At 60.5% G+C, this 18,936-nt stretch carries 16 protein-coding genes; 8 read left to right on the plus strand and 8 right to left on the minus strand.

Translation table 11 applies throughout. From position 1 onward, the window contains the following. Positions 1–32: 32 nt before the first annotated feature. Both QRN20_RS22005 and QRN20_RS22010 read right to left on the minus strand, forming a co-directional pair. Entirely contained in the window at positions 33–1,061 is a 1,029-nt protein-coding gene (locus QRN20_RS22005; protein ID WP_122430635.1) for an ABC transporter substrate-binding protein, read from the minus strand. 100 nt (positions 1,062–1,161) lie between these two features. After that, positions 1,162–2,139, minus strand: a complete 978-nt coding sequence (locus QRN20_RS22010) for an ABC transporter substrate-binding protein (protein WP_088235450.1) — start codon at positions 2,137–2,139, stop codon at positions 1,162–1,164. A gap of 203 nt (positions 2,140–2,342) precedes the next feature. Here QRN20_RS22010 and QRN20_RS22015 point away from each other — a divergent pair, with 203 nt between their 5' ends. The 4 genes from QRN20_RS22015 (at position 2,343) to QRN20_RS22030 (ending at position 6,316) form a co-directional block, all read left to right on the plus strand. After that, positions 2,343–3,158, plus strand: coding sequence for a class II aldolase/adducin family protein (locus QRN20_RS22015; RefSeq protein WP_088235449.1), 816 nt, complete (start codon positions 2,343–2,345; stop codon positions 3,156–3,158). Positions 3,159–3,190: 32 nt separating this feature from the next. Further along, positions 3,191–4,198, plus strand: a complete 1,008-nt coding sequence (locus tag QRN20_RS22020; RefSeq protein WP_122509885.1) for an ABC transporter substrate-binding protein — start codon at positions 3,191–3,193, stop codon at positions 4,196–4,198. Between the two features lie 54 nt (positions 4,199–4,252). Further along, positions 4,253–5,161, plus strand: a complete 909-nt coding sequence (gene glsB / locus QRN20_RS22025; RefSeq protein WP_004885243.1) for a glutaminase B — start codon at positions 4,253–4,255, stop codon at positions 5,159–5,161. An 81-nt stretch (positions 5,162–5,242) separates the two neighbouring features. Beyond that, the gene (locus tag QRN20_RS22030; RefSeq protein WP_285361194.1) at positions 5,243–6,316 is read left to right on the plus strand and encodes a DUF1615 domain-containing protein; all 1,074 of its coding nucleotides are present in this window, start codon (positions 5,243–5,245) and stop codon (positions 6,314–6,316) included. A gap of 132 nt (positions 6,317–6,448) precedes the next feature. Here QRN20_RS22030 and QRN20_RS22035 read toward each other — a convergent pair whose 3' ends face one another. Next, a complete protein-coding gene (locus QRN20_RS22035) occupies positions 6,449–6,874 on the minus strand; it encodes a DUF1810 domain-containing protein (protein ID WP_088235447.1) in 426 nt (141 codons plus the stop codon). A 92-nt stretch (positions 6,875–6,966) separates the two neighbouring features. Here QRN20_RS22035 and QRN20_RS22040 point away from each other — a divergent pair, with 92 nt between their 5' ends. From QRN20_RS22040 to QRN20_RS22055, 4 genes are all read left to right on the plus strand, one after another. After that, the gene (locus tag QRN20_RS22040) at positions 6,967–8,778 is read left to right on the plus strand and encodes an ABC transporter ATP-binding protein (protein ID WP_122559612.1); all 1,812 of its coding nucleotides are present in this window, start codon (positions 6,967–6,969) and stop codon (positions 8,776–8,778) included. A 120-nt stretch (positions 8,779–8,898) separates the two neighbouring features. Continuing rightward, on the plus strand, positions 8,899–9,936 hold the full coding sequence (locus QRN20_RS22045; RefSeq protein ID WP_122559611.1) for an NADP(H)-dependent aldo-keto reductase: 1,038 nt from the start codon (positions 8,899–8,901) through the stop codon (positions 9,934–9,936). A 73-nt stretch (positions 9,937–10,009) separates the two neighbouring features. Continuing rightward, positions 10,010–10,810, plus strand: a complete 801-nt coding sequence (locus tag QRN20_RS22050; RefSeq protein ID WP_004885259.1) for a glucose 1-dehydrogenase — start codon at positions 10,010–10,012, stop codon at positions 10,808–10,810. After that, positions 10,803–12,629: a glycoside hydrolase family 15 protein gene (locus tag QRN20_RS22055; protein ID WP_122559610.1), complete on the plus strand. Its 1,827-nt coding sequence runs from the start codon at positions 10,803–10,805 to the stop codon at positions 12,627–12,629. The genes QRN20_RS22050 and QRN20_RS22055 overlap by 8 nt, the downstream gene beginning before the upstream one ends. Positions 12,630–12,654: 25 nt before the next feature. On the opposite strand, the gene QRN20_RS22060 is transcribed toward QRN20_RS22055, so the two are convergent. From QRN20_RS22060 to QRN20_RS22080, 5 genes are all read right to left on the minus strand, one after another. After that, entirely contained in the window at positions 12,655–14,085 is a 1,431-nt protein-coding gene (locus tag QRN20_RS22060) for a DUF2723 domain-containing protein (protein WP_122559609.1), read from the minus strand. 96 nt (positions 14,086–14,181) lie between these two features. Then, on the minus strand, positions 14,182–15,141 hold the full coding sequence (locus tag QRN20_RS22065; protein WP_029242729.1) for a lysylphosphatidylglycerol synthase transmembrane domain-containing protein: 960 nt from the start codon (positions 15,139–15,141) through the stop codon (positions 14,182–14,184). Then, complete coding sequence (locus tag QRN20_RS22070; protein ID WP_029242730.1) at positions 15,138–15,878, minus strand: SDR family oxidoreductase; 741 nt, start codon at positions 15,876–15,878, stop codon at positions 15,138–15,140. Before QRN20_RS22070 ends, QRN20_RS22065 begins: the two co-directional genes overlap by 4 nt. Next, on the minus strand, positions 15,875–17,191 hold the full coding sequence (locus tag QRN20_RS22075) for an FAD-binding oxidoreductase (RefSeq protein ID WP_122559608.1): 1,317 nt from the start codon (positions 17,189–17,191) through the stop codon (positions 15,875–15,877). Before QRN20_RS22075 ends, QRN20_RS22070 begins: the two co-directional genes overlap by 4 nt. After that, a complete protein-coding gene (locus QRN20_RS22080; protein WP_122559607.1) occupies positions 17,188–18,639 on the minus strand; it encodes a UbiA family prenyltransferase in 1,452 nt (483 codons plus the stop codon). Before QRN20_RS22080 ends, QRN20_RS22075 begins: the two co-directional genes overlap by 4 nt. Positions 18,640–18,936 lie beyond the last annotated feature (297 nt).

Consider the following 18,936-nt stretch of genomic DNA (forward strand, 5'->3'; position numbering starts at 1 on the left):
GGTTCATGACCTGCCAAGGTTTATTTCTGTCCTCAACTGCCCTGTAACGGCTTCTCATCCTGGAAGAAATAGTCCTTCCATGACGCCGGCCTGTTCTTGATCGCGCCGACGCGGTACAGGAACTCGGCCAGTGGATAGGTGTTTTTCGGGGTGATGGTGAACTGGAATTCCGGCTGGTCGATGATCTTGAGCAGCTCGGCCCGGTCGATTTTCGATTTCGTCACGCGGATGTAGGTGTCGGCGGCGGCACCGATGTCCTTGCGGACGAACTGCTCGGCTTCGCTCAGCGCCTCGATGAACGCTTTGTAGGTCTTGGGATTCTCGTTGCGGAATTTTTCGGTGGCAAACAGAACGGTCGGTGAGTTCGGGCCGAACAGGTCGTAAGTGTTCAACACCACGTGCACGTTGGGGTTGCGCAGTTCCTGATCCTGGTAGGGCGGGTTGGAGAAGTGTCCGGTCAGCTCAGTGCCACCGGCAATCAGGCTGGCGGCGGCGTCCGGGTGCGGCAGGCTGATAGTGTATTTGTCGAGCCGCGCGAACTCCTTGTCGCCCCACTGTTTGGCCGCAGCATATTGCAGGTAGCGTGACTGCACCGACACGCTGACGGCGGGCACTGCGATTCGGTCTTTTTCGGTGAAGTCGGCGATGGTCTTCACCTTGGGATTATTGCTCACCAGGTAATACGGAAAGTTGCCGAGTGATGCGACCGCCTTGACGTTCTGCCGACCGTGGGTGCGGTCCCAGATGGTCAGCAGCGGACCGACGCCTGCACCGGCAATGTCGATAGAGCCGGACAGCAGGGCATCGTTGACGGCCGAGCCGCCGGACAATTGGGTCCAGTCGACCTTGATCTCCAGGCCGTCTTGCTTGCCATGTTTTTCGATCAACTGTTGATCGCGCACCACGTTAAGCAGCAGATAGACAATCCCGAACTGCTCAGCGATACGGATTTCCCCTTCGGCCTGCGCCGAGGCCGGAGCCAGCAGTGAACCTGCAATCAGTGTGGCCGCAAGACCGAGGGCAGTGGCGATACGTGAGGTTCGTTTGTCGATCGTTGACATGTGCTGCTCCAGTCACAGGAATATTTTTCGAGATTAACGCTATAAGAAATATTATTTAAATAACGTTAATGAATAACGATAGGCCGCTTGAACAGGTGATTCATGCCAGCTGAAAGTGCCGGTCCCACAGCGGTGATACGTCAATCCGTTCGTTCAGCACCCCCGCTTCGAAAAACACATCAGCCACTTCCTGTTGCGAGGCGATGGCCTGATCGTCAATCGCCCTGAGCTTCCATGGTTGGCTGCGGCTGGCGATCTGATCGGCGAACACGGCCTTGTCGATGCCCAGCAGTTGCCCGGACTTCTCTGCCCATTCCTCAGGGTGATCGTTGATCCATTCCAGCGTCTGGCGCTGACGCGTGAGGTAGTCGGTGATGGCCTGACGACGCAGCGGATCGGCCAGTGCGGCAGGACGGGCGGCCAGCAGGTAGTTGCCGGACAAATAGCCCTGCGCGGTTTTCAGCACCCGCGCACCGCTGCGAAATTTGGCGAGCTGGATGAAGGTGCCGTACGTCACCCAGGCGTCGAGCTGGCCGCTTTGAAAGGCGGTGAAGCCGTCCTGCGGTGTGAGCGCGATGGCCTTGACGTCATCCATGCTCAGGCCCTGTTCCTTGAGCGCCTTGATCAGGAAGTAATGGGCCGTGGTGGCTTTGACATAGCCGACACGCTTGCCCCGCAACCCGGCGACCGATTCGATGCGTGAGTCTTTGGGGATCAGAAACACCTGGTTGTTGACGTCGCCTTCCATCACCGCGATCAGTCTGGGTTGACGATGGCTCTGGATCGAAAAGATCGGCGGTATCTCGCTCATCGAGCCAATGTCGATACTGCCCGAGGCTATCGCTTCGACAATGAGATTGCCGCCCGGAAACTCGGAAAACTGCACCGTGTAAGGCCGTTTGTCGTTGCCGGCGTTTTCATTGAAATTGGCGTCTCCGCCTCGGTAGGTCGCGACCTGTAGGGTCAGGTCAGCCAGTGGATCCTGAGCGAACAGGCGGGGCGTCAGACCCAGTGTCGTGGCACCGAGGGTCACGGCGCTGGCCGTCAGGAAACTTCTTCGGTTGAACGTTTTGCTCATTCGGTCTCGTCCATGCGGTCCGGCTAGCCAGAAAGGAGTCCTGTTTCTGAAGCAATCAGAAACGTCGAGCATCGATGTAAGCATAACGTCGAGTTTTAATATTCTACTTTTTTATAATTAGCTTATAAGTAAATGTGCTTTTTAAATGATTTCTTAGGCGCATAGTCTTGCTCCATCGCCTTCGCATAGTCAGGGACATCATCATGAGCAACGTCAGCGCATTGCCGATTCAGCCGGACACGGCATCTTCGTCCGGCGTCAGCGTGCAGAACAGGGTTTCGCCGCAAGAGTGGGAGGTCCGGGTCAAGCTTGCCGCGGCCTATCGGCTCGCATCCCTCAAACGCTGGACCGATCACATCTACACGCACTTTTCCGCCCGCGTGCCGGGGCCGGACGAGCACTTCCTGATCAATCCCTTCGGCCTGCTGTTCGACGAGATCACGGCCTCCAATCTGGTCAAGGTCGATATCGATGGGACGGTTGTCGATGACCCGACCGGGCTGGGCATCAATTACGCAGGCTACGTGATCCACAGCGCCATTCACGCTGCGCGTCACGATTTGCAGGCTGTGCTGCACACCCATACCCGCGACGGCATCGCGGTGTCGGCGCAAAAAGACGGCCTGCTGCCTATTTCCCAACACGCCATCGCCTTTTCCGGTCGCGTGGCGTACCACGGTTATGAAGGCATCGCGCTGGATCTGGACGAGCGCGAACGGCTGGTGGCGGACCTTGGTGACAAGAGCGTGATGATCCTGCGCAACCACGGGCTGCTGACCGGCGGCGTCAGTGTCGAGCACGCCTTTCAGCAACTGCACAATCTTGAATACGCCTGCAATATCCAGATTGCCGCGCAGTCGGCGGGCAATGCGGAACTGGTGATTCCGCCGCGTGAGGTCATTGCCAAGGTGGAAGAGCAGGCCAAAGTCATCAAGGACGGGCATGGTCCGGGTGTGTCGCGACACTGGAACGCGCTGATCCGTGAACTGGAACGCACCGGCACCGACTACAAGACCTGAATGATGGATCACCCGCACAAGGACGCACAGTAATGGGTTTCACCTATTGGGTCAGAAGCTGCGCCGCCGTGCTGGCATTCAGTGCGCTGATCGGCTGCGGTAATGAAGACCGGCAAGTGGTTTCCAGCAACGAAACCGTGGACTGGTCGAAGGTAAAGCTGGTGCTGGGCGATCAGGCGAAGGGACTGCGCACAGTGGTCGAGGCATCAAAGGCTTTCGACGGCGTGCCCTATCAGATCGAATGGGCCAACTTCCAGGGCGCAGCCCCCTTGTTCGAAGCCTTGCGCGCCGGAGCGGTCGATCTGGCGCCTGCCGGTGACACGCCGGTGCTGGCGGCGGCAACGGGCGGCGCGCCGTTACGCATCGTTGCGGTACGTCGCAGCCAGGCGCGCAGCATTGCCATTCTGGTGCCCAAGGACTCCCCGATTCAGACCGTGGCCGACCTGAAAGGGCGCAACGTGGTGATCTCCTCGGCGCGTGGCAGCATCTCTCAGTACCTGTTGATCCGGGCACTGGCCAATGCCGGTGTCAAAGAAACGGATGTGAACATCGGTTTCGTCATGCCGACTGACGCGCTGCCCGCTTTCAATGCGGGCAAGATCGAAGCCTGGGCAACGTTCGGCGTCTATCAGGCGTTTGCCGAAGAGCAGGGTGCCCGCGTATTGCTCAGCGGCGAGGGCATCAATACCGGCCTGACCTTCATCACCGCCTCGGACGAAGTACTGACCGATCCCGTCCGGCGTCAGGCCATCAACGACGTGCTCAAGCGTCTGGCCAAGGCGTTGGACTGGGCACGCAACAACACCGATCAGTACGCCGAGGTCTTTGCCAGGGTCAACGACATTCCGCTGCCGGTGTCGCGTCGATTGCAGAGCTGGGGCATCGAAGCACTGGAACCGGTCGAGGATCGCGACGTCGACGCCCTGCAGCAGGTCGATGATCTGTTCGTCGAGAAGAAAATCTTTCCTCATGGCGTCAAGGTTGCAAAGCTGGTGGACCGGCAGGCATTCGAGAAGAACCGGGATATCACCTTGCGATGATGCCAGCCGCCTGTTGTTGGTGTAGTGTGCGCACCCAAAACAAGGGGCGCTTAGATGCAAGACCTGCTGAACGAAATCCTCGATGAAGTGAGACCCTTGATCGGTCAGGGCAAAGTGGCCGATTACATTCCGGCATTGGGTGGCGTCAGGCCCGATCAACTGGGCATCGCGGTGTACGGCAACGACGGCCAGATGTTCAGCGCAGGCGATGCCGAAACGCGATTTTCGATCCAGAGCATTTCCAAGGTGTTCAGTCTGGTGCAGGCCATCGGGCACTCGGGCGAGGATATCTGGCAGCGTCTCGGTCACGAGCCTTCCGGCCAGCCGTTCAATTCGCTGGTGCAGCTGGAGTTCGAGCGGGGCAGGCCGCGCAACCCGTTCATCAACGCCGGTGCGCTGGTGATCTGCGACATCAACCAGGCCCGCTTCGCGGCGCCCTCGTTGTCGATGCGTGACTTTGTCCGGCGCCTGTGCGGCAACCCGTCGATCACCTCCGACTCCAAAGTCGCCGAGTCCGAATACCAGCACCGTTCGCGCAATGCGGCAGCGGCGTACCTGATGAAGTCGTTCGACAACTTTCATGGCGATGTTGAAGACGTGCTGCGCAGCTATTTCCATCATTGCGCCCTGAGCATGAGCTGCATCGACCTGGCCCGCGCCTTCGGTTTTCTCGCCAATCAGGGTTTCTGCATTCACAGCGGCGAGCAGATACTGAGCGCCCGACAGGCCACGCAACTGAACTCGATCATGGCCACCAGCGGTCTTTACGATGAGGCAGGCAACTTTGCCTACCGGGTCGGTCTGCCGGGCAAGAGCGGCGTAGGGGGCGGCATTGTCGCTGTTGTGCCAGAGCGGTTCTCGGTCTGCGTATGGTCCCCGGAATTGAACGCAGCGGGCAATTCGCTTGTCGGTATGGCTGCGCTGGAAAAGCTCAGTGCGAGGATCGACTGGTCAGTGTTCTGACGCAGGACACTGAGTCTGGACTCAGAAGAGCACACGTAGCGGGGTCAAGGATTGAATCAAGGTCTGTTCAAATCGCTCACGATGAGCGTCGCATTGATGCTGCTGGCCGCGTGCGGCACGCAGCGCCCACAGGAACCCGAACTGAGCCCTGATCAGGCGCGGACGCGAATCCTGCGCCTGATGCCGACCACGGTCAGCGACCGTAAGGCGTGGGCCACGGACATCCAGGCGGCCTTCACAGCGCAGAAAATCCCCCTGACCACCGAGAATGTCTGTTCAGTACTGGCTGTGACCGAGCAGGAGTCAACCTATCAGGTCGACCCTGCCGTTCCTGACATGGGGCGCATTGCACGCGCCGAAATTGATCGGCGTGCGGCGCGTCTGCATATTCCAAATGCCTTGATCGCCACCGCGCTGCGCGTTCGCTCACCCGATGGCAAGACCTACGGCAAGCGTCTTGATGCGGCCCGCACCGAGAAAGAGCTGAGCGCGATCTTCGATGACTTCATCGGCATGGTCCCGCTGGGGCAGGCGCTGTTCGGCAACTTCAACCCGGTGAAGACCGGCGGCCCGATGCAGGTCAGTATTGCCTTCGCAGAGAAGCGTTCCGAGGATTATCCCTACACGGTCGATGGCACCATCCGACGCGAGGTGTTTACCCGGCGCGGCGGCATGTACTTCGGTATCGCGCACTTGCTGGGCTACCCGGTGAGCTATGACAAAAACCTGTACCGCTTCGCCGATTTCAACGCCGGTTGGTACGCGAGCCGCAACGCTGCGTTTCAGGCTGCGGTTAGTCAGGCGACGGGCATCGATCTGGCGCTCGACGGCGACCTGATTCGTTTCGACTCCACGTCGCCGGGCTCGACCGAACTGGCGGTGCGCACGCTGGGTGACCGGCTGGGCATGAACAAGTCGCAGATATGGAGCCAGCTCAAGCAGGGCGACACCTTCGAATTCGAAGAAACCGAGCTGTACCGAAAAGTGTTTGCGATGGCCGACAGAGCGGCCGGCAAGCCATTACCCCGAGCGATCCTGCCCGGCATCACCCTCAAAAGCCCGAAGATCACCCGCAAACTGACCACCGCCTGGTTCGCCGAGCGCGTGGATGACCGACGTGAGCGCTGCGTACAGCGCGCTCCGGCAGGGATGTAACAAAGCCAAATGCATACCTGTGGGAGGCGGCTTGCCGGCGATTGCGTCAGACCAGCCACCGGCGGATCAACTGAGAAAAAGCATCGCCGGCAAGCCGCCTCCCACAGTCAGATGTCTACTGTGAAAACCGATTCAACCGCCTGCCAGCTTCACCGTCATCGCATCCGGCTCACCATCAAAGAACGTATCCAGCACTTCCTGAAACACCGGCCGGTCAGGCGCTGCGAGTTTGAACAGGGTCATGCTCGAATGCAGCTTCAGGTCGTCAGGCGAACTGAATATTTGTCGCGCCGTACGTTCTACCTGTGGGGCGATGAGGTGGGCGCACTGTTCGAGGCGTGGGCCGAGTAAGGGATGCTGAAGGTAGGCCCGTGCTTCATCGAGGCTGCTGATGGCATAGCGCTGGGCCATGTCACTACGACCCAGGCCACGGATCTGCGGAAACACGAACCACATCCAGTGGCTGCGTTTCTTCCCGGCTTCAAGCTCCGCCAGCACCTGTGCAAATACCGGTTGCTGGGCATCCACAAAGCGTTGCAGGTTGTAAGCATCGTTCACGATGAGCCTCCTGTTTTTGAGCGAGCCTGCGTATGCGGCCGTATGATGGCCGACCTTCAGGGGTTGGTCCGGTATCAAGAGTTCTATTGCGTATGCCCGTTTTCAAGCGTTTTTCGTCGTTCATGCAGCAGGCCTTTCGGGCGATGCAACTGGTCTGGACCACTTCCAGATGGCTGTCGCTGGGCCTGATTCTTGCCACGCTGGTGGCCGGTCTGTTGCCCGCACTGGCCGCCTGGCTGGGTCAGCGCATTGTGGATGCCGTGGTCAGCGCCATGCAATTGCATGCCAGCACCGGCGAAGCGCCGCTCTGGCCAGTGTTGCGCTACGTGCTGTTCGAGGCGGGCGTGCTGGCATTGCTGGCCGCTGCCCAGCGTGGCCTGTCTGTTCAGCAAGCGCTGTTGAGAGTGCTGTTGGGGCAGAAGGTCAACACCCTGATTCTGGAAAAGGCCCAGACCCTGTCGCTTATGCAGTTCGAAGACTCGGAGTTCTACGACAAGCTGGTGCGCGTGCGGCGAGAGGCCTCGACAAGACCGCTGGCGCTGGTCACCAAATCGCTGGGCCTGCTGCAGAACCTGATCTCGCTGATCAGCTTTGCCGTGCTGCTGGTGCATTTCTCACCTTGGGCGCTGGTAATTCTGGTACTCGGCGCATTGCCGGTGTTCTTTGCCGAGGCGCATTTTTCCGGTGATGCATTCCGTCTGTTCACCCGCCGCGCTCCGGAAACACGCCGCCAGAACTACATCGAAACGCTGCTTTCTCACGAGGGCTACATCAAGGAGGTCAAGCTGTTCGGGTTCGCGCCGCTACTGCTCAAGCGCTATCGCGAGACCTTCGAGCGACTGTACGCCGAAGACCGTCGCCTGACCGTTCGCCGCGACGGCTGGGGTTTCTTACTTGGACTGTTGGGCACTGCCGCGTTTTATCTGGCCTACGCCTGGGTGGTGGTCGATGCGGTGCACGGCCGTATCACGCTCGGCCAGATGACCATGTACCTGGTGCTGTTCAAACAGGGGCAGGCCGCCGTCAGCAGCAGCCTCAGCGCGATCAGTGGGCTTTATGAGGACGGACTGTACCTGGCCGATCTTTATGTCTACCTCGCCCAGCCGGTCGTCGTGCCGGCCGGAAGTCTGACGTACGGCGCCTTGCCGGGTGATGGCCTGCGTTTCGAAGACGTGAGTTTCACCTATCCCGGCACCAGCCGTCCTGCACTGGAGCACATCGACTTGCACCTGGCGCCGGGCCGCAGTGTGGCGCTGGTCGGCGAAAACGGTTCCGGCAAGACCACGCTGATCAAGCTGCTGACCCGTCTCTACAAGCCTGATCACGGGCGCATTCTGCTCGACGGCAGCGACCTTCAGGAATGGGATGAAGAGGCGCTGCGTACCCGTATCGGGGTGATCTTTCAGGACTTCATTCGCTACCAGTTTCTGGTCGGCGAAAACCTCGGCGTCGGTGACACTGAAGCGTTTCACGACGAAACCCGCTGGCGCGAAGCCGCAGCTCAAGGCATGGCTGCGCAGTTCATCGAACAGCTCGACAAGGGGTACGAAACGCAATTGGGCCGCTGGTTCGCGGGCGGCCAGGAGCTGTCCGGTGGCCAATGGCAGAAGATTGCGCTGTCACGTGCCTACATGCGCCGCGATGCCGACATTCTGATTCTCGACGAGCCGACGGCCGCGCTGGATGCCGGGGCGGAAGCGGCAGTGTTCGATCATTTCCGTGAGTACGCCAAGGGGCGCATGACCCTGCTGATTTCCCACCGTTTCTCCAGCGTGCGCAACGCCGAACACATTGTGGTGCTGGAACACGGCAAGGTCCTGGAACGCGGCAGCCATGACAGCCTGATCGAGGCGCAAGGCCGCTATGCGGCGCTTTTCGACCTGCAGGCTCAGGGCTATCGCTAAATGAAGACTGTCATGAAAAGCGACAAAAGTCCTTGCAGTGCATCATCGACAGGCGTTTTATAGGGCTCGTTTTTATGGCACCCCTGTGTGCTTTTTTTCTGAAACCGGATGGAGTCATCAATGCAATTTCGTTCATTGGGCAAGACTGACCTGTCGGTCAGCGCCATCACCCTGGGCACCATGACCTGGGGCGAGCAGAACACGCAGGAAGAGGCATTCGAACAGATTCGCATGGCCAAAGAGGCTGGCGTCAACTTCCTCGACACCGCCGAGATGTACCCGGTGCCGCCGCGTGGCGAAACCTACACCAAGACCGAAAGCATCATCGGCGAGTACTTCAAGAAGTACGGCGACCGCAGCGACTGGGTGCTGGCCAGCAAGGTTGCCGGGCCGGGCCGCATGGACCATATCCGCGATGGCAACCCGCGTCTGGACCGCCACAACATCACCGCCGCGCTGGATGCCAGCCTCAAGCGTCTGAACACCGATTATCTGGACCTGTATCAGTTGCACTGGCCGGACCGCAAGACCAACTTCTTCGGCGTTCTGGGCTACACCCACGACCCGGACGATCAGTCGGTCGAGATTGAGGAAACCCTGTCGGTGCTGGGCGATCTGGTCAAGGCGGGCAAGATCCGTCATTTCGGCCTGTCCAATGAAACGCCATGGGGCACCCAGCGTTTTCTGAATCTGGCTGAAAAGCTGGACTTGCCGCGCGCCGTGTCGATTCAGAACCCTTACAACCTGTTGAACCGCACCTTCGAAGTGGGCCTGGCGGAAATCGCCATTCGTGAGCAGATCGGTCTGCTGGCGTATTCGCCGCTGGCGTTCGGTGTTCTGGCTGGCAAATACCTGGACGGCGCACGTCCGGCCGATGGCCGTCTGACCCTGTTCGAGCGCTTCCAGCGTTACAACAACCCGCAGGCCGTCAGTGCAACAGCCAAGTACGTGGCATTGGCCCGCGAGCACGGCTTGGACCCCTCGCAGATGGCACTGGCCTATGTCACCAGCCGGCCTTTTGTAACCAGCAACATCATTGGGGCTACCAAGCTGGATCAACTGGCTGTCAACCTGGCGAGCATCGATGTCACGTTGTCCGACGAGGTGATTGCCGGGATCGAAGCCATACATATTTCGCAACCTAACCCGGCGCCGTAAGCGCAACGGTAATGAACTAACTTTCGGCCTCGCAAGTCAGCATCTAGGGTGCTTACTTCGAGGCTGAAAACCGATGCATATCTCTCTCAAGCAACAAGTCGCACTCGTCACCGGCGCCAGTTCCGGTCTGGGCGCTGCGGCTGCCCGCGCTCTGGCAGATGCCGGGGCGGCGGTCGTGATCAATTACCACTCCAAGGCTGAACCTGCTGAAAAGCTCGCGGAAGAAATTCGTGCGGCGGGCGGGCAGGCAATCGCCATTGGTGCCGATGTTTCCAAGGAAGACGAGGTCGAGCGGCTGTTTGCCCAGACCATCGAGCAGTTCGGTGCGCTGGACATCCTGTTCGCCAACTCGGGTCTGCAAAAGGACGCCGCGTTCGTCGACATGAGCCTTGAGGACTGGAACACGGTCATCAACGTCAATCTTACCGGCCAGTTTCTCTGTGCCCGCGCTGCCGTGCGTCAGTTCATCAGCCAGGGCATGCGCAAGGATGTGTCACGGGCAATGGGCAAGATCATTCACATGAGTTCGGTGCACCAGCTGATTCCCTGGGCGGGGCACGTCAACTACGCGGCCTCCAAGGGCGGCGTCGATCTATTGATGCGCAGCATTGCCCAGGAAGTGGGCGAGCAGAAGATTCGCGTCAACAGCATTGCACCTGGTGCCATCCGCACCCCGATCAATGCCGACGCGCGGCAGGGCGATGCAGAAAAGAAAATGCTCGAACTGATTCCCTATGGCCGCATCGGCGAGCCGGAAGACGTGGCTAATGCGGTGGTCTGGCTGGCGTCTGATGCTTCGGATTACGTGCATGGCACGACGCTGTTCATCGACGGCGGCATGACCCTTTATCCGGAGTTCCGCGGCAATGGCTGACTTTCCAGAAGAGGCGCAGAACGCGATCGAGAACCACGGCATCATCGGCGACATGCGCAGTGCTGCGTTGATCGCCGACACCGGGAGCATCGATTTCTGCTGCTGGCCGGACTTCGACAGCCCCTCGATCTTTACCGCATTGCTGGACACCAACGACGCGGGCATCTTTCAGCTGGCGCCAGACCTGCCCGATGCGCGGCGCCTGCAGATTTATCTGCCGGACACCAACGTGCTGCAGACCCGCTGGATATCCGAAGAGGCCGTCGTCGAGGTCACTGACCTGATGCCCATCGGCGAGGATCAGGACGACCTGCCGCGCATCGTGCGGCGCGTTCAGGTGCGCTTCGGCAAGGCCACGATCCGCATGCGCTGCAAGGTGCGTATGGATTACAGCCGCGCCGAGACCACCGCGCATCAGGACGGTAATGACGTCTGCTTTCAGGCCGATGGCCAGCCCGGCATGCGTCTGTCTGCGGCGACGCCTTTGCATGTGGAACACGACGCAGCGGTCGCCGAGTTCCAGATGGAAAAGGGCCAGACCATCGAATTCATTCTCGGCGGTGTCGATGATCCGCACGTGGCGGCGGGCAAGTGTTCACGCTATTTCGACGACACCCTGGCGTTCTGGCGTCGCTGGGCGGGACAGTCCGAGTACAAGGGCCGCTGGCGCGAGATGGTCATGCGCTCGGCGCTGGCACTCAAGCTGCTGACGTCGCGCAAGCACGGCGGCATCATCGCCGCAGCGACCTTCGGCCTGCCGGAAACCCCCGGCGGCGAGCGTAACTGGGACTACCGCTACACCTGGATCCGGGATGCATCCTTCACTGTGTATGCCTTCATGCGGCTGGGCTATACCGACGAAGCCAACGCTTTCATGGGCTGGATGCGCGGTCGGCTGGATGACAGCTGCGAGAACACGCAAAAGATGGGCATTCTCTATGCCCTGGACGGTCACGATAAGCTGCCTGAGGAACACCTGGATCACCTGACCGGCTACGGCGGCGCGTTACCCGTGCGCATCGGCAACGAAGCCTACGAACAGACGCAACTGGATATCTATGGCGAACTGATGGACGCTGTTTACTTGGCCAACAAGTACGGCGACGCCATTTCCCATGATGGCTGGAAGCACGTGGTGCGTCAGGTGGACTACGTTTGCGAGCACTGGAGCGACCGGGACGTGGGCATCTGGGAAATGCGCGGCGGCGATCAGCACTTTCTGCATTCGCGGCTGATGTGCTGGGTGGCGCTGGACCGGGCGTTGCGCCTGGCGTTCAAACGTTCGCTGTCCGGGCCTTTCGAGCGCTGGACCAAGGTGCGCGAGCAGATTCACGACGACATCTGGGAAAACTTCTGGAACGACGAACTGGGGCATTTCGTGCAGCACAAGGGCAGCCGCAATCTGGATGCCTCGATGCTGTTGATGCCGCTGGTGCGTTTTGTCGGGGCCAGCGATCCCAAGTGGCTGGCGACACTGGATGCCATCGAGCGCACACTGGTGCGTGACGGCATGGTGTTCCGCTATCGCAACGACGACGATCATGACGACGGCCTGGCAGGCGAAGAGGGCGCGTTTGTCGCCTGTTCGTTCTGGTACGTCGAATGCCTGGCCCGCGCCGGGCGGGTCGGTCAGGCGCACCTGGAGTTCGAGCAACTGCTGCGCTACGCCAACCCGTTGGGTCTGTACGCCGAAGAGTTCGACCCGCACGCCCGTCATCTAGGGAATACCCCGCAGGCGCTGAGTCATCTGGCGCTGATCAGTGCGGCCAGTTTCCTCGACCGCAAACTCGGCGGTGGTCAGGCGCTCTGGCAGCCCTGATTCACTTGGTAGCACGGGATTTGCGTTACTTGGTGTGTAACGCAAATCCCACTGACTTGTCCTCCAGCGCGTAATTGTCCGCAATCATCCCGCAGTAGCTCAGGCGCGCCAGATAGACGCCCGGGTTGCCCAGATAGGCGCGGATGTCGATGTTGTCGCCGCACATCGCCAGCCTGCGACCGCGCAACAAACCTACCGCCTGCCCGGAGCGTATCGCGCCCATCGGCGTCCAGTCTGCGATGATCAGCGCGCCTTCCGGCACGGACTGCTCGTACGCGTTCACGAACTGCTCGGCGGACCGGTCGGGCAGGTAAGGCACCATGAAGTAATGAATGTCCTCGCGAAACGGCAGCTTCTCTTTGTGGGTCGGTAAATTGACCACGCCGCTGGCGTAGAGCGACCAAGCCAGCATGATTACCAGTGGCGACGTCAGCACCGAGGCATTGAGCAGCGCAGTGCCAGCTCGATTGCGAGGCAGCAGCGCAGGCAGCTGGATCATGCCGATAACGCTCAACATTGCGATTCCCGGCAGGAAGAAGGTGAAACGGTCGGTGACATTGTAGGAAATCGCGAAGATCAGATTCAGCAACGCTGCGCTCCATAGCAGGCGCAGTCGGCTGTCTCTGGGAAACAACAGCAGTCCGGCGATCTGCGGACCCATCAGCGACAACATCAGCAGCACCACCGAGTTTTTCTCGTGCCACATGTCATCGAAACGAAACAGGCTGCTTTCCCATTCAGGTCCGGCGACAGTGGTCGAGGCGCCTGTCAGGTAGCGGCGGGCGATATCGATCAGGCTCAATCCGGCATTCAGATCGTTGAACACCGCCACGGCGGCGGTGGCGAACCCGAGCGCGAATCCGGGCACGGTCATCAGGATCCGCGTCTTGTGCTGGATCAGCAACTGGATATAGAGCGGCAGCATCACGATGAAGGTCAGTTGATGAATCGACGCGCTTATGCCGGTCAGGACACCGATGACAAACAGCTTCTTCAACGGCGTCCATCGTGAGTGGGCGCTGAACTGCACGGCATAGGCCAAGAGCACGAACAGTGTGTGCAGCAGATACACCTCGGCTTTGGTCGACACCCAGAACACCGCGTGGGCCAGTACCGTGGCGGTCGCCGCAAGCAGCGCCTGACGGGCTGTGGCACCGACGCTGATGGCCAGTCGGTAGATGATCCACGCCAGCGGCAGCAGGAGCAGCGAGTTCATCAGGCTGAGCACCTGAGAGCCAGACAGGGCGTAAAACATCGAGCTGAAGAAGTGATAGAACGGATGATCCAGCGGGCCGAGTGACTGACTGAAATATTCGCCTGTGGTGGCATCCGCCAGAAACACCCCATTGTCCATCCACTGGATCGGGCCGCTGGAAGCGATGAAGCTGGCTGCGATCGCAGCGCATAGCAGCAGCAACGGTATGACGACTGAATGCCTGGCGTTGAATGAACTCATTGAGCGGTTCCTCCTTGAGATGAGCAGTGGGTAGTCCTTTGTTTGCTGCGCGACAGCGCTACGTCGAAGGCGTGGTGGGGCCTCCCACGGCGTTGTTCAGCGGCTATAGCTTGTCGAATCCCTGAACCGTCCCAGCATCACCGCGCCAATCGCGACTGCAAACCACAAGGTCGCGAGACGAATCAGGATGGTGGCGGCAATCGCGTCGGCAGCCGGCATGCCCTTGAACATCAGCAGCCCGATCATCACCGCCTCGGCACCGCCCAGCCCGCCGGGCATGAAGCTCAGGGCACCGGCGAGCATCGCCAGTGCATAGGTGAACACCGCGAAGGTCAGTGGAATCTCTGCGCCCATCCAGCCGAGCACCCAATGAAACGCCAGCGCCTCGGCACTCCAGGCGATCAGGCTGAGCAGGCTGGCACCCAGCAACACATCCAGCCGATGGCATTGGCGAGCGGCCAGCAGCACGTCGAACAGGTGCCTGAACAGTGTCGGCAATCGAATCGCTGTTACCGGAATCATCCCGCGCAGCCATTCCAGCAAGCGCCGCTGGGAAAGGACCAGCAAGCCCAGTAGCACCAGAACCAGACCCATCGCGATCATCGGTTGCGCGGACGGATACCAGGACAGGCCGAACAGCGTCAGCAGGGCAATCGCCAGCAGGTCGGACAGACGCTCACTGACAAACGCCGCAAAACTCTTCGGGTAGGGCACGCCCAGCGGCTTGAGCAGAACCCCGCGCAACGCTTCTCCCGCTTTACCCGGCGTGGTGGTCAGGGCGAATCCGGCGAGATAGGCACCGAGGCTGGGACGCCAGGGCAGCGGATGGCCGAGCACGCGAAGGTAGAGCTGCCAGCGCACGAAACGCAGCCCGTAATTGACGGCCGACATCAACAGCGCAAGGGCGATGCCCATCGCGCCAACCCTTGCTGCGGCCTGCGCTACCTCGTGCCAGCCGCCCCACAGACAAAAAGCCAGATAGCCCAGCGCCGAGCCGATGACCGACAGCACCACGGCCCGGTAGCGCCAGCCGGACAGCCAGGGCGCGGCCGTCACAGGTTCAGCCTCTTGAACAGCGGCTGCGGAATCGAGCGGATCACCAGCATGATCAGCGCCCAGAATCCGGGCGCATACAGGCTGGTGGACTGGCGCGCGATACCGTTGACGATCCGTTCGGCGACCTGTTCCGGCTGCGCGAGCAATGCCGCTGGCAACGACAGGCCCTGAGTCATCGGCGTATCGACAAAACCGGGTTTGATGGTCAGCACATGCACGCCGATCTTGAACAGGCGCGCCTGCAGACCGTCGCAAAAGGTCGAGACCGCAGCCTTGGCCGCCCCATACAGGTAATTGGAAGGGCGGCCCCGTTCACCTGCGACCGACGAGATGACCGCCAGTGTGCCGCAACGCTGGAGCTCGAAATGCTGGGCAAGCAGGGTCAACAGCGCGATCACCGACGCGCTGTTGGTGATGAACTCCTGCAGGGCCAGCCCGACATCCTGCTCGCAGGCTCGCTGGTCAGGCAGGGTGCCATGGGCGATCAGTACCACATCGATCTGGCCGAGTACCTGGAGGCAGTCGGCGAGCATCCTCGGGTGCTCGGCAAAATGCGTGGCATCCATTTCGTGCAGGGTGACGGCCCTGGCGCCGCGCCCCTCAAGATCGGCCGCCGTGACTTGCAGCCTGTCGGCACTGCGTGCCACCAGAAAGAAATCGCAGCCTTGCGCAGCCCAGAGACGGGCGCAGGCATGGGCAATGGCCGAGGTAGCTCCGATGATCAGAATTCGTTTCATGGCAAGACTCGTTTCCAGAAGCGGGACATCAGGGATGGGTCGCGCAGGGCTTCCAGTCGCTCCCAGGCCGGGTAGGCCTGGCGGAAATCGCTCCCGTTCATGTGGGCGTCCTTGGCCGGATACAGACGTCCGCCCGCGTCATGGACAATGGCGTCCAGACGCGGGAACAGCGAGCCGGCAAGGTCACGGTGTTGCGGAAAATCCAGCGCCAGCGAGGTGCCCGGCATCGGGAACGACAGCAACCCCGGCGAGGCAATATCGCCGCAGCGTTTGAGCACCGCCAGAAACGAGCCCTGACCGGACTCGGCGATGGTATCGAGCAGTGCCTGCATGGCGTCCTGCGCACAGTGTTCGGGGATCACGCACTGGTACTGCTGAAAGCCGCTGCGCCCATAGATCCGGTTCCAGTGCAGCACGCGGTCCAGCGGGTAGAAAAAGGGCTCGTAATCGCTGCGCTTCGGCGTCGGTCGGGCAGGGTGGGCATGCCAGTACAGCGAATTGAACAGGCGCAGCGACAGGTTATTGATCAACGACAGCGGCGGGGTGACCGGCACGCTCAGTTTGCTGCGCCGCTCGACCTCAAGCGAGCCGAAGCGTGCATGGTCGCCCACGATGTATACGCCGCGCCCGCTGTTGCTGCCCCGCGCCAGACAATCGACCCAGGCGACGCTGTATTCATGCTGATAGTCGAGTTCCCGAGAGAGGGCGAAGAACTCACCAAGATTGGCGAAACGCACCACCGTGCTGTCGATCTGACTCGTGCGGATCGGCATCAGCTGAATATCTGCCCAGTGAATCACCCCGGTCAGCCCCAGTCCGCCGATGCTGGCGGCATACAACAGCGGGTTTTCCACGGGCGAGCAGATCATCGCCTGCTCACCCTGACGCAGCAGGCCGAAGCGCAGGGTATGGCAGCCGAACGTGCCGCGCAGATGGTGGTTCTTGCCGTGCACATCGTTGGCAATCGCGCCGCCCACGGTAACGAACTGGGTGCCCGGTGTGACCGGCAGAAACCAGCCGTGCGCAATGGCCGCCGCGAGCAGTTGAGCCAGGGTCATGCCTGCTTCGACGCGGACGATGCCGGTTTTCCAGTTGGCAGCGATGAACCGGTCCAGCCGATGCATGTGCAGCACATGGCCGCTGCTGGCCAGGCAGCTGTCGCCGTAGCTGCGGCCATTCCCAAACGGCAGGCTGGTTTCATGCCGGTCCAGTGTGGCCGTCAGGTGCCGTGGCAGGTCATCGATCCACGTGCATGCGTGGCCCTGCTGCGCGACCTGGGGATACCGACCCCACGGATAGAGAGGCACTGTCATGCGGCAATCCAGAACACCAGCAGGAACAGCCCACCGATCCCCTGGCTGATGCGGTCGCGAATGGCGAAGACCACGGGGTCATCGTTCATCAGTCCGCGATGGGTGAGCATCCAGATGCGGGTGATCCAGAACAGCAGCAACGGACACGCCAGCCAGATGACATGCGGGTGCTGATAGAGCGCGACGGTGGCGCCTTCGTGGATGTAAAGGGCCAGAACCATCACCGCGAGATTGCCGGAGGACGCGCCGAGGGAAGCGATCATGTCCAGGTCGCCGGGGTAGTAACCACGGCCGCGAGTCTTGCCTTCCACCTCGCGCACCCGCGCTTCCCGCAGTTCAGCGTAGCGCTTGACCAGCGCCAGGCTCAGGAACAGAAACATGGAGAACGCCAGAATCCAGAACGTCAGTGGCAGATGGAACGCTGCCGCGCCTGCGAGAATGCGTGTGGTGTAGAGCATCGCGAGCACGATGACGTCCACTGCCATGTGCCGCTTCAGGTACAGCGAGTACACCAGCGTCAACAGGTAATAAGCGCCCAGCACGGCCGAAAACTGCCACGGCAGGAACACCGCAGCACCCGCGAAGGCCAGCAGCAATAAGGTCGGTACGGCAATCAGCCCCGACTTGATGGGCAGACGGCCGCTGGCAAACGGGCGATTGCGTTTGCTGCGATGGTGACGATCATCCGCCAGATCCAGCAAATCGTTGAGCACGTACACGCTCGACGCACACAGGCCGAAGAACAGAAACGCCAGCAGGCCATCAATCACCTGCTGCGTTTGCTGAATCTGATGGGCCGCCAGCAGCGGCACGAAGATCAGTGCGTTCTTGAGCCATTGATGCAGGCGCAGCGCCTTGCGCCAGTCCCCGAGGCTTGCTGCGCCCGCATTGAGCACTTGATCGACATTGCCCTGCGCCTGCGCCCGCCGCTGTACGCCAGCGTGCGGATTGGCAACGATGGCTTTTCGCGCTGCCGCCCAGATGCACAGATCGTCCGTGGAATTGCCGATGTAGTCGAAGCCGCTCTGACCGTAGTGATCGATCAGCAGGTCACGCTTGCGATGGGCCGACAGGTTGGTCTCGCCATCGGACGCCCACACCTGATCGAACAGATTGAGGTGCCCGGCAATTCGTGTGGCCAGTGTTTCGTGAGCAGCGGTCGCAAGGACGATCAGTCTTCCTGTGTTGCGCTGCACCTCAATGTACTCGATGACCTCCGCGTCGTAAGGCAGCAGGGCGATGTCGAGCCGGGTGGCCAGCGCGAGCCCGCGCTTGAGGGAGGCTTTGCCCTGTAACAGCCAGAGCAATAATTTGAACACCTGTAGTGGATGTTGCCGGATGAATGCCATGGCGGTTTCAAACAGCAAGTCTGAACGCAACAGTGTCCCATCCAGATCGACCACCAGCGGTGGGTGGGTTTGCAGAACTCTTCCCTGAATTCCCGACATGGACGGTGGCTCCTGTGAAAGTGAGCGCACTATGGAACGAAAACGGACAATCGCCTCTTGAATAAAATTAAACACAATGGAATTTATTGCCGTCGTCATGACGTCAGAAAATGCCCGTTTTATTTAACTATTAGAGCGCTGACTCTATTGTTTCATCGAAGTTACACTTCACCGGGCAGTGCCCGTTATTTGAACACTATAAACGCCCGTGACGGCGGGGTATTGAACGGAATATATGTCTCACTCTCGATACGACGCTGGCGGCATCGGAAGCACGCATGTAAGGCCGCTGAGACA

Origin of the sequence: Pseudomonas sp. fls2-241-TYG-175, assembly GCF_030209155.1 — a bacterium.
Taxonomy (GTDB): Bacteria; Pseudomonadota; Gammaproteobacteria; order Pseudomonadales; family Pseudomonadaceae; genus Aquipseudomonas; species Aquipseudomonas viridiflava.